Origin of the sequence: Pseudomonas sp. HLMP (genome assembly GCF_046365545.1) — a bacterium.
In the GTDB taxonomy this organism is placed as follows: domain Bacteria; phylum Pseudomonadota; class Gammaproteobacteria; order Pseudomonadales; family Pseudomonadaceae; genus Aquipseudomonas; species Aquipseudomonas guariconensis_B.
Genome location: NZ_JBDLLR010000001.1, coordinates 2,436,022 through 2,450,444 on the forward strand (window position 1 = coordinate 2,436,022; position 14,423 = coordinate 2,450,444).

Sequence of the window (14,423 nt, forward strand, 5' to 3'; positions counted from 1 at the left end):
GCACGCAAGATTGCATAAGCCCCAAATGGCGGGTGCAAGCAGGCCCTGCACAGGCCTGCAAGCCACATCATTGGTCGTTCAGATATGCGGCGCCTCGTAGGCATTCAATTGCTCGATGAAACGCCAGTGGCTGCGCTTGTCGAACCCCATCAGCCGCTTGAGACGGATATCCCAGCGCATGTGATGGTTGGCGATCCAGGGCAGGGCGAACAGGTGCGCGCCGCGCCAGGGGATGAAGGGGTTGCGCCGCAGGCTCGCATAGATCTCCACCCGATGGCTCGCCTGGCGGCTGGCGCAACGGGCATGGAAGCCGGAGGTGTCGGCCACCACCAGCGTGTTGGCGGGCACGGCGAAGCGGCGCGGGGCGGGCAGGCCGAGGGCCGCCAGTTGCTCCTCGTCGATACGGAACGAGCCTTCGCGGTGCATCTGCTCGCCCGAGCGGGCGGCATCCAGGCTCTGGCGGTATTCCCAGGCCAGGCGCTCCGGGGTCAGGCGATGGGAGCCGGGCACATAGCTGAACGGGCCCTGGTCATCGGCCACGTCGTCGAGGAACAACCAGGCCTTGGCCGTCGGGTGGAAGGTGTCGGCATGCAGGCGGGTCTGTGGGTCCTGGTCGGCATTGGCGGCGTCGATGATGATCGATTGCAGTTGATAGGTGATGCCACCGCTGTTGGACGAGGCATAGGCGATCAGGTCGCGTACGCCACGGTCGGCGACGAAGGCCGCGCTGGCCGGATTGTGCACCAGCACGTCCTGGTCGAGGCTGACCCGGCGGGTCACCGCACGGCCCTGGCGCATTTCCCAGCCGGTACTGCGCAGCGCGCCCAGCTCGGCGCGCAGCGCGGCGAACTGCTCGGCCGGCAAGGCGTTCTCGCGGATGAAGAAACCGTTCTGCTCGAAATGCTCGCGCTCGCGGGCATCCAGCCGCGACGCCAAAGCCCGCCGGCGCAACGCGGCCATGCCCATGGCCAACTGGCGGCGCTGCACATGCAGGCCCAGGGCGTTGAGCCGACGGCTGCCGATCAACGGGTTGTTCTCGAAGGATTTGGCATGGGTCGCCAGTTGCAGGCAATGCCAGGGGAGTGCCGCGTAGCGGCCGATGTCCTTGATCGAAACAGGCATGGTCTAGTCCTTTGATGGGGCCAGTGGCCGGCCGCAGCCGAGCATGGTCCAGGTGTAGTTGAGCAACGGCGCCACTCGGGCGTGTTCGGCCAGCCGCACAGGGCGCGGCGTCGACAGGCAGGCGAGGGCGTGCCAGGCATCGCAGGGCAGGGCTTGCTGGACGTCGGCATAGCGCGCATAGCGCAACAAGGCGCCGGCTACCAACTGGTCCAGGGTCAGGCGCCGGGTGCGGCGCGGCATTGGCTGGTGGTCGTGGGTCAACCCCCAGCCGGCATAGAAAGGTGTGCCATAGGTCACCACGGGCAGGCCGCGCAGCAGCGCCTCGAAGCCGGCTGTGGAACTCAAGGTGTGCAACTCATCGACCTGACCGTACAGCACGGCGATGTCGACACCGTCGAGCACCTGGTCGGCCAGCCCCGCCAGCTGTTGCGGGGCGATATGGCCCAGGCGCTTGCCGGCCTCGACATCCGGATGTGGCTTGTACAGGATCCAGGCAGCGGGCGCAGCGGCGCGTACGCGCTGCAACAGGCGCAGGTTGCAGCCCGGGCCGCCACCGCTGCACAGCGTCGAGGCGTCATCCTCGACCTGGCCGACCACCAGCAGGCGCCGCTGCCCCGGCCGGCCTAGCAGCATTGGCTGCGGCCCCTGGCGCAGGTTGAACTTGCTGGTACCGCTGGCGACGATGTGCGCCCGCAACTGCGCGGCTTCGGCGAGGCTGGCGGCATCGAACGCCTCGTGCTGCAGCAGTTGCTCGAGGTCGCTGGCCGAGGCGGCATCGTAGTGGATTCCCCCGCGGTCGAGCACCAGCGACAGTGCCGGGCTGTTGGTCGCCCCCAGCCCGATGGAGCGCAGGAAGCCGTCCTCGACCCGCCACAACGGCACCCCGGCCTGCCGGGCACGCTGGGCCAGGCCAGCGGGTTCGCGCGCCGCCCAGACCAGCAGGCGGCCTTGTTCGGCGGCCACCCGCTGCACCAGTCCTGGCCCATCCACGGCAAAACGCAACTGGCCCCAGCGGCTGGCGAAGAAGCGGCGGATGTTGTGCCGCTTGTGGCGCTTGACGCCGATCACCGTGGTAGGGCCGGCGAACGCCGCGTCGCGGGCCTTCTTGCGTGCCAACTGGCGGGCCACGGTCAGGGCGTCGGTGAGCTGGCCGGTGAGCGGGTCGACATAGCGGCAGTAGCGCACGTAGGCCGCCGCCACCAGTTGCACCAGGTCTGGCCGGCCCTGGCGCCGGGGGATCGCCATGCGGTCGTCGGTCAGCCCCCAGCCGGCATAGAACGGCAGGCCGAAGCAGGTGACCGGCACCCCCTGGATCAGCGCTTCCAGGCCGGCCTGGCTGGTGCCGATGTACACTCGCCGCGCGCGCCGGGCGAGCGATGCCCACGACACCGGGCGTGCCTCCAGGGTGACTCCGCGGGTCTGCGCCGCCGCCAGCAGGCAACTGGGTTTTTGCCCACCGAGGCAGTCGGGGTGGATGCGCACTCGCACATCGGCATCGGGGTTTTCCGCCAGGGCGGTGTCGAGCATGCGCACGTAGTCGGCTTCGCACAGCCCGCCACCGGGGATCGAATAATCGCCCGCCGTCTGGTCGACCACCAGCACCAGCGGGCGTTCGCGGCCCAGCGGGTCGTCGGCGGGCAGATCCTGGGCATTGTTGTACTTGCCGATACCGCTGCTGCGCATCAGCGCGATCAGCTCACGGGCGCAGGCCAGCTCGTCCTCGCCCAGACGCTCAGGGGACTGGAGGATGTTTTCCAGCAGCGATGGCCGGTCGGCCAGGTAATGGATACCGATGGGATCGACCACCATCGACATCGGTGTGTCGCCCTCGATGCCCAGTGACGACGAACGCAGGAAGCCGTCTTCCAGCGCGATATACGGCAGGCCCCAGCGCTGGCACAGCACCCGGGCATGGGCGGAGGAGGCCTTGTAGCCGATCCCGGCGATGGCCTTGAGCCCCTTGGGTGCCTTGCGGCCACGCCGCCACAGCCAGAAGGGCGGCCCCTCGGGGCCGAGGAACTGCGGCAGGTGCAGGACCTTCCATGCCACCCACTGGGACATGATGCCGATCCAGCCGGGGCCGTCGACCAGGGAGGGTACCGCGACCGGGCTGCCCAGACGTTCGCTCATGGCAGCGCCCTCCACATGCCGCGCACCGGCGGGAAGGGCACCCAGCGCTTGCGCCGCAGGGCGAAGCCATTGTGCAGGTAGAGGCGGCGCGCGCGCGGATTGTCCAGCGGCACTTCCAGGTCGACCCGGGCAAAGCCCTCGGCGGCGGCATGGGCGCAGCAGGCCTGGACCAGCGCCGAGCCCACGCCCCGGCCGCGTGCGGGCTTGTCTACCCGCAGGCCATACAGCAGGAACGGGTAGCGCCACTCGCGCAGCTCGCTCAGGCAGAAGCCGGCGAAGCGCAGCCAACCGCCGAGGTAGCCGAACTCACGGATGAACGGCCGCCAGTGCAGGGCGAACGGCCCGCGCCGATGATGCTTGAAGGCGGCAAAGCCCAGTACCTGGTCGCCCTCGAAGGCCAGCAGCACACGGTCCCAGTGGATGCTCGCGCCGAGCAGCCGATGGCGGCAGGCCGTGTCGCCGATCAGGAACGCCAGCGAGCCGCGCCCCTGGGTCAGCAGGCGCGCCAATGCCGGGTCGGCAGCACGTTCCGCTGCCAGGTTCGCGCCCAGGACGATGCGTACCACCTTGTCAGGCCACGCCCGAAACAGGCTTGACCTTGGGCGCACGGGCGTGCCCGAGCAGCGCACCCGACAGCGCCTCGACCCGGATCGGCGCGGGTGCGCAGCCAGGCTGGCGGCGATTCGACCAGATCAGGTAGTCGGTATCGCCCGCCGGTGCGCCGATCGCCTGGTAGACCTGCGGCAAGATCGGCACATGGTCACCGAAGAAGCACAGCAGCGCCTCGTTCGGCTGGGCCATCAGCGTGTCGCGGAGCATGCCGAGCATGCGATCGGCGTTGCCGATGTGCCGCAGGTAAGGCGCCAGGTCGCTCATGCCCGGTTGCAGCGGGCGCTCGAACCAGGCTGGCAGCTCGCTGTCGGCCACAGTCTCCAGGTGCAGCGGGCCGTGGTTCTCCATGGTCACGGCATGGATGAACAGCGGCTGCTCGCGGCCTGGCGCCTGCAGCAGTTCGCGGATCTTCTGCGCCACCGCGCAGTCGCCAATGAATGGCCCGGCCTTGTGCGAGGCGTCGAAGGCGCGCACATCGATGAAGGCGTCGAAGCCCAAGGCCGGCAGCACCTTGTCGCGGCCATAGAAACTGCCGTCGTAGGGGTGGATGCAGACCGTGCGATAGCCTTGCGCTTTGAGTGCCGAGGCGATGCTCGGCAGGCCCTGGCGAGCCAGCACGCGGTAGGGGTTGAAACGGTGCACGCCAAGGCGCCCGGCAGGGATGCCGGTGAGGTAGGCGAACTCGGTACGCACGGTGTTGGCCCCCCAGGCCGCCACCTGCAGCTTGCCCCGTGCCAGGGACTCGCGGCCCAGGCGGTCGAATTCGCCGAGGACTTCCCGGCGCACGCCGGGCCACAGGTCGCGGACGTCGAAGAACGACTCGCTCTGGATCGAGACCAGGTCGGGGAGGGGGCCTGTGGCGGTCTGCGCTGCCGTGCAGGCAAACGGCGACCCCAGCCCCGCCCGATCCACCGGCACCCGCGCCGCCCAGAAATACCGCCACAGGCTGGCTGCCAACCCCCACGTCCGTACATCCTGCTCGGCGTCGAAGCTCGGCGTCACCCGCCGGCTGCCCAGCCGCAACAACCCCAGCCCCAGCGCCAGTGGAACCAGCGCCTCCAGCCGCGCGCCCGACGTCTCGAAGCTCAAGCCCGCCCACAGGTACACCAGGAACCCCAGCGCCAGCAGCGCCGCCTTGCCGAAGCCGAAGAACGGCAGGTACAGGCGCGGAAAGCGCACCGCGTCGCTGAAGTACTCGAAGTCGGCGCACACGAAGGGCTCGCGCAACGAGTGGTACTTGGCGTTGCTCACCAGCACGATCAGCAACCACAGCAGCAGCAGGTTCACGCCGCTGAACAGGGGCCGCGCGGTGAGCCCGTACAGCAGCCCCAACCCCACGCACCACAGCCCCGCATGCAGCATCCAGCAACTGGCCGGGCGACGCAGGGCAGGTCGGGGCACCAGCAGGCGCTCCACCAGCACGGTCAACGACAGGCCGATCAGCGCGACCGGCAGGAGAGAAACGTCAATCACTGTACTTCAGCCCACGCAGGATCATCGAAGAAAGCCACTGCGGGATCAGCCCCAGCAGCCAGGTACCCAGGTTGAGCGGGAAGGGGAAACTGATGCGCGCCTGGTTCGCCGCCAACCCGCGCTTGATGCGCCGGGCGGCCTTCTCGGCGGTCCACAGGAAGGGCTTGGGCCCAGGCATCTCGAAGCACATCTTCGACTCCACGTAGCCCGGCACGATGACGTTCACCTTGATCCCCTCCGGCGCCAGCCAATCGCGGATCGCTTCGCCATACACGCGGATCGCCGCCTTGCTGGCGCTGTAGGTGGGCGTCACCGGCAGGCCGCGCCAGCCAGCCAAGGAGCTGAACAGCGCAATTTGCCCATGGCCGCGGCTGCGCATGGTGGGCAGTGCCGCCTCCACCGTAGCCAGGGCCGCCAGCACGTTGACCTCCAGCAGCGCACGGCTGTCGTCCCAGTGCTCGGCCTCGCCATTGCTGCCGACTGCCGTGTTGAGGCCGGCACCGACCAGCACCAGGTCTGGCTGCTCCTGTTCGCTGACGCGCCGCACCATGGCGCGCAGGGCATCGAGGTCGCGCACGTCGATGGCTTCGAGCAGCACGCGGGCACCGAGGGCACGGCATTGCTCGGCCATTTCATCCAGCCGGTCCTGGCGGCGGCCTTGCAGGATCAGGGTCACGCCCGGTGCGGCATAGGCCGGCGCCAGCGCGCCACCGATGCCGCCGGTAGCGCCGGTGATGAGGATGCAGCGAGGCGAAGCGGTGTGGTTCATAGGTAGTTTTCGATTCTCGACGTTCTGGCCATCAGGACTTCCAGGCAGTTGGCCACGGCCATCTCGATGCCGCAGCGGGTGTAGAAACCGCCATTGACCTGGGTGGTGTGGATGACCGTGTTGCGAAAGCGATGGAACAGGGTGTTGTCGGGCGCCTCGGGGTTCTGCCAGAAGTCGTCCAGATGGCCCTGGTGGGTGAGCCCCGGCATGGCGTAGATCGGGTCGGCCAGCACGCACGTCGGGCGGTGGTGCAGCAACGCCGAGGCACCGGCAGTGCTGTTGACCGTGATCAGCCCGGCAATGTGCGACAGCAGCGTGGGCATGTGCCCGCTTTCGAGGAAGTCGACCCGTTCGGCCACATCGTATTCGCGTGCCAGGCGCTCGGTGACCTTGCGGTAGTTGACCAGGCCCGGGGTCAGGGGATGGTTCTTGATCAGCAGCCGTGCATCGAACGGGGCATTGAGCGAGAACGAGTTGATCACGTGGTCGATCACCTCGATCATGTTCTGGAATGGCGAGTGGTCGCGGATCTGCGCATCGCTGTCCAGCTGCAGCGGCAGCAGGAAGGTCGGGTGTCGCTCACGGGCCACTTCCGCCACCAGCGCATCGTCATGCACCCGCGCGCGCAGCAGGCGCAGGCCCTGACGGACGAACCCCGCGTATTCCACCGCCGCGTTGAAAGGCGCATGGGTGCGGTACCTGGGGAAGCACAGCGCGTTGAGCGCACCGCCGGCGTGGTACAGCACATCGTGGGTGGCGCGGGCGGTGAACGACAGCTTGAAGGCGTTGCCGTTCTGGTAGCGCGGGATGTGCTTGCCGACCTGGCGGTACCAGTCCGGGTCGCGCGGCAGGCGCGAGTTGTTGTTGACCCCATCGCGCTCCAAGGTGACCCAGTAGGGGCGGAAATAGCCCTCCTCGAACACATGCACGCGAATGCCCAGCGTCCGTGCCAGGCTCACCGCTGGTTGGTGCACCGGCCGGCAATCGCCGAACAACACCAGGTCGGTGATATCCAGTTCGTGGAACACCTGGGCGTAATAGGCGTGCAGTTCTTCCTGGCGCTGCATGCAGGTGTGCACCGATCCACCGGCGCCGTAGAGCACGTCGCCGACGTTGAAGCGGATGCTGTGCACATGCTGCCCGATATCGCGCAGCGCCTTGGCCAACTGACGGAAGAACGGCGAGCTCACACCCTGCAGGAACAAGAAGTTGTTGCACGGAAGGCGCAGCAGCGGACCGCGCGGCGCCTTCGCATTCAGTTCGCTGGGCGCTTCATGCCCAACAAACTGCTCAAGCGTCGTATCAAGTCCTGCCATCGGGAGGGTGCTCCTGGCTGCGGTAGCGCGTGCCAATGTTGTAGTTCGTAAAGGGTCTGTTCAGCGGTGGTGAAACGGTTGGTGATGCGGCTGACATAGGTGGGGTAGAGCAGTAGCGTCCCCGCCACCAGTTCGTCGAGGGTGAGTCGGCGGCTGCGCCGGGCCTGCACCTGGGGATCCAGGTCGCGGTCTTCGGTAAGCCCCCAACCGGCGTAGAACGGCTGGCCGTAGGTAGTGACCGGTACGCCACGCAGCAGCGCCTCGAAGCCGGATTGCGACGTCAGCACGTGTACCTCGTCGACTACCTCCAGCAACTGTTGCAGCGGCGTATCGCCGATCACCTCGTTGCACCAGTGCACGGTCTGCGCCTCGTCGTCGCCGCGCGCGCGGGTGCCGGCCAGGACTTCCGGGTGCGGCTTGTACAGCACCCAGGCCTGCGGGTTGGCCTCGCGCACCGCACGCAGCAACTGCAGGTTGCTGCGAATACGGTTGCCACCGAAACGAATCGATGCATCGCCCTCGACCTGGCCCGTCACCAGGATCACCTGGTGCGCGTCGGCCGGCCGCTGCCAATGGGCACCGGGCAGGTTGTACTTGGTCAGCCCGGCGCGGCAGATGGCCAGGCGCAGGGCCGCGGCGCGCGCCAGCAGGTCGCTGTCGAACGCCTGGGTGGCGAGAATCCGCTCCAGGCGGGAAGGGCGCGTGGCGTCGTAGTAGATGCCCAGGTCATCGACCACCCACGACAACGGCCGGGCCTTGCCCGCGCCCAGGCCGACCGATCGCAGGAAGCCGTCTTCGACGCGGTTGATGGCGTGAGGGTGGTCGTGCAGGTCGTCGTCGTGCTTGCAGCCCCAGGTCACTACCGGCAGGTCGCGGGTCAGCGGTTGCTCGGGCTTGACGAAGCGAATGGCCGCGCCGTTGAAGAACAGGTCTGCCAGCGGCTCCTTCCAGCGGCTGAAACCGAGCATCTGCACCTGTTGTGGTAGAGCGCTGCGGTGATGACGCTGCAGGCCCAGCCACTCGATCAGCGCTTCTGGCGTGCACGGCTCGCCGCGCTCCGGGCACACATAGCGCGGGTAGCGCACCAGGCTGGCGTGGATCAGTTGGGCCAGGTTCACCGGCTGGCGCCGTGCCGGTGCCGGCAGACGGTCGTCGGTCAGGCCCCAGCCGGCGTAGAAGGGCATGCCCCAGGTGTGCACCGGCACATCCCACAGCAGTGCATCGAAGCCGAGTTGCGAGGTCATCACGAATACCGCGCGCATGCGTGGCAGCAGTTCGGCCGGATGGACATTGCGCGCCAGCACCTGCACCCGCGGATTGCCGGCCAGCGCTGCCAGGTCGAAGTGCCCAGCCTTACGGCCTGCCACCACGTCTGGATGCACCTTGAGCAGGATCGTGCTGTGTGGATAGCGCGCCAGTGCCGCCTCGAGCATGGCGCGAAAGTCATCGGCTCCGGCGCCCTGCAAGGACGCATCGGCGCAAGTCTGGTCGGCCACCAGTACACAGTCGTCGGGCAACTCCAGCGTTTCGATGCGCGCATCGTTGTACTTGGAAACCCGCTGGCGCTGCCACAGCGCCTGCAGGGCCAGGGCCCGTTCGGTTTCCTGCGCGGTGAGCGGCGTGGCGATCAACTGCTCCAGGCGCGAGGGCGCGCTGGCATCGTAGTACACGCCCACATCGTCGACGATCAGCGACAACGGCGGGTCGTCGGCACCGAGCCCCACCGAGCGGAGAAAGCCGTCCTCGAGCGTCAGCACCGGCTTGCCGGCCTTGCGCGCCTCGGCGATGGCCTTGAGTGCACTCGGCTTGCGTCCCCAGGCCATGATCCAATCCGCCTGCGGCACGTCGCGCACGGCACCGTTATGCAGCGCGTAATCGGGCAGCAGGGCGGGCAGTGTCGTGATGCTTTGGGCCCCCTTGGAAAGGACCAGCAGGCGTGGGCGGGACGAAGCGTCATCCATAGAAGTGAAGCGGCTTTCCGTGCGAAATGGGACGGTTTGGGCGTAGGCCCAATGGATCCAGAGGAGGAAGATTTAGTGCGCGGAATCTTAATACAAATTCACAGATTGTAGGATCTGTTCGACAGGAAATCGTATGAATAATTCCGGCATACCAGACATCGGTCAATGAATGATGTCAAAATGACAGTTTTACAGCAAGCTCAGCAGGTACTCGTACTTGTCGCGCAGCAGCGGCATACGCTCGCGAGCCTGGTATTCCTCGAGGGTTTCCGGGCGCAGGCAGTGGAAGAGGGCGGTCAGCAGGAACACATAGCGCAGATTGCCTAGCGCCTGCTCTCCCTCGAAATGCGCCGGCAGCGCCTCCCGGTAGGCTTCGGTAAACTCCGACTGGGCGGTGAGAAACATCGCCATTTCCTTGCGCCGGAACAAGCTGCCCAGGTACGCCCCCCCATCGAACCCCACCCGCCCGATTTTCACCTCGCTCCAGTCGATCAGGTGCAACTGGCCCTTGTCGATGAACAGGTTCTTGCGCAAATAGTCCATGTGGCTGATGCAGCGCGGGCTGCGCCGCGCCTGGCTGGCCAGGTGACGGACCAACGGCACGAAGCCGCTGAAACGCTCGGCCAGGCCGGCAAAACGCGCATCCTCCTGCCCCAGCTGTTGCAGCCCCGGCAGGCAACGGGCGAAGTTGAAGCGCGGGCGCAGCAGGAACCACGGCCGGAAGAAGTCCATGCTCCACAGCAGTGGCGCCTTGCCTAGCGGCTGCGCTGCCAGGTATTCATGGCTGCGGCTTTCCAGTTCCGCGATACCCAAGGCCAGTTGACGCGCGATCGCCTGCATGCGCGGCGGCTTGCCACGCACGAACTCGGTGAAGATCAGGCTCTCGAAGGGTGTTTCTATCACGCCCAGGCAGGATGGGTAGCGAAAGTGCGTGCTACCCGCCAGCATGCCTTCGGCGCGGTGGAAGCGGGCTTCCTGGCTGCTGATGAAGGCCAGCTTGCGGATCGACTTTTCCACCAACTCCACTGGCTGCCCCGTGCAGGGGTCGAGCAGGCGGTGATGGCGCACGTAATTGACGAACGACGCATTCGACGCCAGGTCCTGGCTGGTGATCGCCAACGGGAGCTCGCCCCAGTGGGGCATCAGTGCGCGCAGGTGATTTTCGAGAGGGGCCCGTTGCCAGCGGTAGAGCGTCTTGCGCTGCGCGGGCGAGGGAGAAGGGGCATTCATGACATCCAATCAGGCAGCGCCGTACGTCCGATTTGTAACTGTTCTGGTAACAATATGCTGCGTCATACGTCGGCGACACACAACGAAAAGTTTCAACAACGTATTGATTTGCAACGTCGCGACCTGTCGGTTGCGCTGTCCGGCGGGCTGATTCAACCACTCTGGAGCAGAGAAGAACCGCCGGCTGACGGCAGGCCCTGAGCTTTCTAGGGACTGTCAGATTTTTTGTGTGCGGGCCGGTAACGGCCTGCCGTCAGGCAGGCCCTGATTCTCACCAGGTCGGCCTGATGAACCGGTCTCCGTACAGAATCGCAAATTGATTCATCGCGCTTTTCCAATCATGGGCCGGTTTTCCCCAATTGGCTGTTATGTTGCGCAATCCCAGCCAAATCAGTTTGGCGATCACCTGGCCGTCGCGGTCGGCCAGGAAGGCATGGCCGATGCCGCCGAAGTCCACGGCGTTGATGATGTCCACCAGGGTGTCCAGGCTCAGGTCGCCGCCGACCACGCCCAGCAGTTCACCGTCGGCACGGGCCTTCACCGGGATGGCGATGGTCACTACCTGGCCGCCCACCGAGGCTTGGTAGGGCGGGGTCAGCAGGGTCTGGTCGGCGGTCACCGCCGCGGTGTACCAGGGGCGCTGGCGCGGGTCGTAGCCGTCGGGCATCTTGGCGTCCGGACGTTGGGTGAACAGCCCGTCGTTGCGGCCGAAGTAGGTGAACTGGAAGTTGCGGGTATAGGACGGCTGGTCGACCAGCCCCGGCAGGTTGTCGCCGGCACCTTGCTGGGCGATGTCCTGGGCTAGGTTCTCCAGCACCAGGATGCGCCCGCTCATCCAGTTCTGCACGCTGCTGGCGGTCTGCGCGCCGGCCTGGCGTACGGAGGCCTCGATGTTCTGGCGGATGATGTTGCGCTGCAAATAGTCGTTGTAGAGGGTGAACGAGGCGAATGCCAGGACCACGACGGCGCAGGCGCTGAGCAGGATCTTGTGGCGGAATTTCAGGTTCATGTTTCGAGACCTTGGGCCAGTGGGAGGGGGCGCCGCGCGCTTGTGGCGCGCATGGCGGGACCTGTCATCACCGGTATCGGCCGATCCTGAAAAATATTGAAAGGCCCTGCGTCGTAGGACATGGCCGGAATTCGTAACCCATTACTCGCGCGCCCTTGGCGTGCTGCCCAGCAGGCTGTCCTCGACTTGCCCGGACAGGTAGTAGACCCCGGCCATGGCGCCGCTCTGACGGTTCTCCATCAAGTCGCGCCATTCCTCGTTCAGTGCCACGTTGAGGAGCACCCGCAACTGCTCGACCATCTGCGGGTGCTCCTGGTCATGGCTGACCATGCCGAAGCCGGCCACCGCCACCGAGATCATCGCCCCGGCCGCCTTGCCCACCGCCGCCGCGACGGCGCTGGCGATGCCACGCGGGGCGAGGGTGGCGCCGAGTTTCTCGCTGGCGCGGTTGGCCACCGACGACAGCCCCGCCTGGGTCTGCCCCGGCGCTCGGGTGGCCTGCTGGTGCAGGTGCTGGCGCAGGGCCTGCCAGGCCGGTTGCTGTGCCAGGGACTTGGCCCGCAGGAGCTGGTACAGCGTGGCGTCGCGCGCCTGCGGCGGGCCCAGGGCGATGGCCGGGATGCGGTTCAGGCGTTGGCTGAACTGGTCGGGCGGGGCGTTGTAGCGTTGGATGATGGCCGGCAACTGCTGGCCGAGCAGTTGCAGGTACAGCTCGCTGGCGCGGTCGCGAATGGCTTCGGGGTCGATCTGTTCGGCGACGGGTTCGATCACCCGCTTGTGGTACTGCGCCTGCAGGTATTGGGCCAGGCGCCGTTCCGGCGGTTGCGCGCCGTTGCCGCTGTTCATCTTGTACCAGGCCACCTTGAGGGTGAGCCATTGCTGGGTCCAGTAGCCGGTGAACCAGGGGATGAAGTCGCTCTCGGTGCGTCGCTGCACCTGCTCCTTCCAGACCCGCATGGAGCGCCGGGCATAGTCGTTGGCCGAGCCGGTGGCGGCGACCGAGGCGCCGATCAGATCCTGGTCGATGCGCTGCCAGACCGCCGGTGTCGGGGTTATCGGCGGCGGAGCAGGGGGCTGCTTGCTGGCGCAGCCAGACAGCGCCAGGAGCAGGCAGAGCAGCAGGAGCGGGATGCGCGGGTTCACGCGGCGAGCCTCCCTGGATAGAGGCTGGAGTGATTCCCTGAGTATAGGTGGGGGGAGGTGGGGGCTGATCAGTTAAGCGGGGCCTTGTCATGTTGGGGCTGCTTTGCAGCCCATCGCGGGCAAGCCCGCTCCTACAGGTTCGGCGCCGCTCTGAAGAATGGCGCAGTCTCTGTGGAGCGGGCTTGCCCGCGATGGGCCGCAAAGCGGCCCTGAATGGCTCGCCAGGGGTTACGCCTGGCCGCTCTCATCCAGGTCGAGCTTGGCCTCCAGGCGGTCCAGGTGTTCGTTCATCAGCGCCTGGGCCGTTTCGACGTCACCGCTTTCCACGGCATCGATGATCGCCGCATGCTCCTGCCAGGCGCAGTGCTCGCAGCAGGGCGACTCGTAGCGGGCGATGATCAGCGAGGTCATCGGCACCAGCCCGTTGAGAAAGCGCGCCAGCGGCGCATTGGCCGCCACCTGGGCCAGCTTGAGGTGGAACTCGCCGCCCAGGCGGATCGCCGCGCAGCGTTCGCCGTGTTCGTGGTGCAGGCGCTCGCGTTCGACCAACTGGCGCAATTGGCGGATCTGCGCCGGGCGGGCGCGCTGGGCGGCCAGGCTGATCAGCGTGCTCTCGGCCAGGCGCCGGGCGCTGAGCACCTGGCGCGCCTGCTGCGGATCGGGGGTGGCCAGGTGCGCGGTGTGGCTGGGGCGCTGGACCACCACCTGCTGGTCCGACAAGCGTCCCAGTACCCGGCGGATCACCGTGCGGCTGACCCCGAAGGCATTGCCCAGGGCCTGTTCGGGCAAGGCGCTGCCGGGCGGCAGGCGCTGCTCGAGGATGGCGTCGAACAGGCGCGGGTAGATCTGCTCGGCCGACAGGCGGGTCTCGCCGGCGGCGAGCAGGGCTGGCAGGTGAGGGGCGGCGTGGGCGCAGGCGGTCATGGTCGCTCTCCTGGGGTCATGGGCCCGGGTGTTCGTCGGGGATGTTCAGTTCGATGCCCATGCGCTGGCCCTCCTCGAGGATGTGCCGGCGCATCTGGGCACTGGCCTGGGCGCTGTTCTTGTCGCGGATGGCACGCACCACGGCTTCGTTCTCGGTCAGCCGCGCGGCCAGGTGTTCAGGCGAGTTGCGCAGCATCTCGGCGCTCTGCTTGAGGGCATTGCCGGTCTGCTGCACCACGCTCTGGAAGATCGGGTTGGTGGTCAGGGCGAACAGCGCCTCGTGGAAGGCGATGTAGGCGTTGACGCCGGCCTCGCTGTCACCGGCCTCCAGGGCCTCGCGCATGTCCATCAAGGTCAGGCGCAGTTGGCCGATGTCCTGGCTGTTGGCCGATTGGGCGACCAAGCCGACGATGAAGGGCTCGAGGGTGTAGCGCAGTTCCAGCACGTCGGCCAGGCTGGCCGTGGCCAGGGTGTCGGCGGCCTGTTCCTGCTCCTGGGCGGCGACCTCGGCCTCGAGCACCAGCACGCCCTTGCCGGGCAGCGAGCGTACCAGGCCCTGGGTTTCCAGCACGGTCACCGCTTCACGCAGGCTGGGCCGGCTGATGCCCAGCTGTTCGGCCAGCTCGCGTTGGCCGGGAAGCATCTCGCCGCTGCGCCACTGGCCGCGGGCCAAGGCCTGGCGGAGTTTTTCCACCACCGAATTGACGACGGTCGATGAGCTGATCACGGTTCGC

12 protein-coding genes are annotated in these 14,423 nt (G+C 67.2%); all 12 read right to left on the reverse strand.

The window, feature by feature from the left end; translation table 11 throughout:
- Positions 1-78 precede the first annotated feature (78 nt).
- Positions 79-1,122, reverse strand: coding sequence for a phytanoyl-CoA dioxygenase family protein (locus ABFA30_RS11410; RefSeq protein ID WP_225788196.1), 1,044 nt, complete (start codon positions 1,120-1,122; stop codon positions 79-81).
- A 3-nt stretch (positions 1,123-1,125) separates the two neighbouring features.
- Positions 1,126-3,252: a capsular polysaccharide biosynthesis protein gene (locus ABFA30_RS11415; RefSeq protein ID WP_225788195.1), complete on the reverse strand. Its 2,127-nt coding sequence runs from the start codon at positions 3,250-3,252 to the stop codon at positions 1,126-1,128.
- Positions 3,249-3,818, reverse strand: a complete 570-nt coding sequence (locus ABFA30_RS11420) for a GNAT family N-acetyltransferase (RefSeq protein ID WP_253091283.1) — start codon at positions 3,816-3,818, stop codon at positions 3,249-3,251. The genes ABFA30_RS11415 and ABFA30_RS11420 overlap by 4 nt, the downstream gene beginning before the upstream one ends.
- Before the next feature lie 4 nt (positions 3,819-3,822).
- The gene (locus ABFA30_RS11425) at positions 3,823-5,337 is read right to left on the reverse strand and encodes an LTA synthase family protein (RefSeq protein ID WP_410045449.1); all 1,515 of its coding nucleotides are present in this window, start codon (positions 5,335-5,337) and stop codon (positions 3,823-3,825) included.
- On the reverse strand, positions 5,330-6,106 hold the full coding sequence (locus ABFA30_RS11430; RefSeq protein WP_225788192.1) for an SDR family NAD(P)-dependent oxidoreductase: 777 nt from the start codon (positions 6,104-6,106) through the stop codon (positions 5,330-5,332). The genes ABFA30_RS11425 and ABFA30_RS11430 overlap by 8 nt, the downstream gene beginning before the upstream one ends.
- Positions 6,103-7,422 carry a capsule biosynthesis protein gene (locus ABFA30_RS11435; protein ID WP_410045450.1) on the reverse strand — a complete coding sequence of 440 codons (1,320 nt, stop codon included), beginning with the start codon at positions 7,420-7,422 and terminating at the stop codon, positions 6,103-6,105. The genes ABFA30_RS11430 and ABFA30_RS11435 overlap by 4 nt, the downstream gene beginning before the upstream one ends.
- A complete protein-coding gene (locus tag ABFA30_RS11440) occupies positions 7,362-9,383 on the reverse strand; it encodes a capsular polysaccharide biosynthesis protein (RefSeq protein ID WP_225788190.1) in 2,022 nt (673 codons plus the stop codon). The genes ABFA30_RS11435 and ABFA30_RS11440 overlap by 61 nt, the downstream gene beginning before the upstream one ends.
- A 189-nt stretch (positions 9,384-9,572) precedes the next feature.
- Positions 9,573-10,613 (reverse strand): phosphotransferase, encoded by a 1,041-nt coding sequence (locus ABFA30_RS11445; RefSeq protein WP_225788189.1) that lies wholly within the window; start codon positions 10,611-10,613, stop codon positions 9,573-9,575.
- Between the two features lie 271 nt (positions 10,614-10,884).
- Positions 10,885-11,622 carry a cache domain-containing protein gene (locus ABFA30_RS11450; RefSeq protein WP_410045451.1) on the reverse strand — a complete coding sequence of 246 codons (738 nt, stop codon included), beginning with the start codon at positions 11,620-11,622 and terminating at the stop codon, positions 10,885-10,887.
- Positions 11,623-11,763: 141 nt separating this feature from the next.
- Positions 11,764-12,765 carry a hypothetical protein gene (locus ABFA30_RS11455; RefSeq protein WP_253081342.1) on the reverse strand — a complete coding sequence of 334 codons (1,002 nt, stop codon included), beginning with the start codon at positions 12,763-12,765 and terminating at the stop codon, positions 11,764-11,766.
- Positions 12,766-12,993: 228 nt separating this feature from the next.
- Positions 12,994-13,689: a GntR family transcriptional regulator gene (locus ABFA30_RS11460; RefSeq protein WP_225790133.1), complete on the reverse strand. Its 696-nt coding sequence runs from the start codon at positions 13,687-13,689 to the stop codon at positions 12,994-12,996.
- 16 nt (positions 13,690-13,705) lie between these two features.
- A complete protein-coding gene (locus tag ABFA30_RS11465; protein WP_225790134.1) occupies positions 13,706-14,416 on the reverse strand; it encodes a FadR/GntR family transcriptional regulator in 711 nt (236 codons plus the stop codon).
- Positions 14,417-14,423 lie beyond the last annotated feature (7 nt).

Coding starts and splice junctions, on each gene's coding strand:
- ABFA30_RS11460 (WP_225790133.1), bottom strand. CDS start 13,689: ATGACCGCCTGCGCCCACGCCGCCCCTCACCTGCCAGCCCTGCTCGCC.
- ABFA30_RS11440 (WP_225788190.1), bottom strand. CDS start 9,383: ATGGATGACGCTTCGTCCCGCCCACGCCTGCTGGTCCTTTCCAAGGGG.
- ABFA30_RS11430 (WP_225788192.1), bottom strand. CDS start 6,106: ATGAACCACACCGCTTCGCCTCGCTGCATCCTCATCACCGGCGCTACC.
- ABFA30_RS11435 (WP_410045450.1), bottom strand. CDS start 7,422: ATGGCAGGACTTGATACGACGCTTGAGCAGTTTGTTGGGCATGAAGCG.
- ABFA30_RS11450 (WP_410045451.1), bottom strand. CDS start 11,622: ATGAACCTGAAATTCCGCCACAAGATCCTGCTCAGCGCCTGCGCCGTC.
- ABFA30_RS11445 (WP_225788189.1), bottom strand. CDS start 10,613: ATGAATGCCCCTTCTCCCTCGCCCGCGCAGCGCAAGACGCTCTACCGC.
- ABFA30_RS11415 (WP_225788195.1), bottom strand. CDS start 3,252: ATGAGCGAACGTCTGGGCAGCCCGGTCGCGGTACCCTCCCTGGTCGAC.
- ABFA30_RS11410 (WP_225788196.1), bottom strand. CDS start 1,122: ATGCCTGTTTCGATCAAGGACATCGGCCGCTACGCGGCACTCCCCTGG.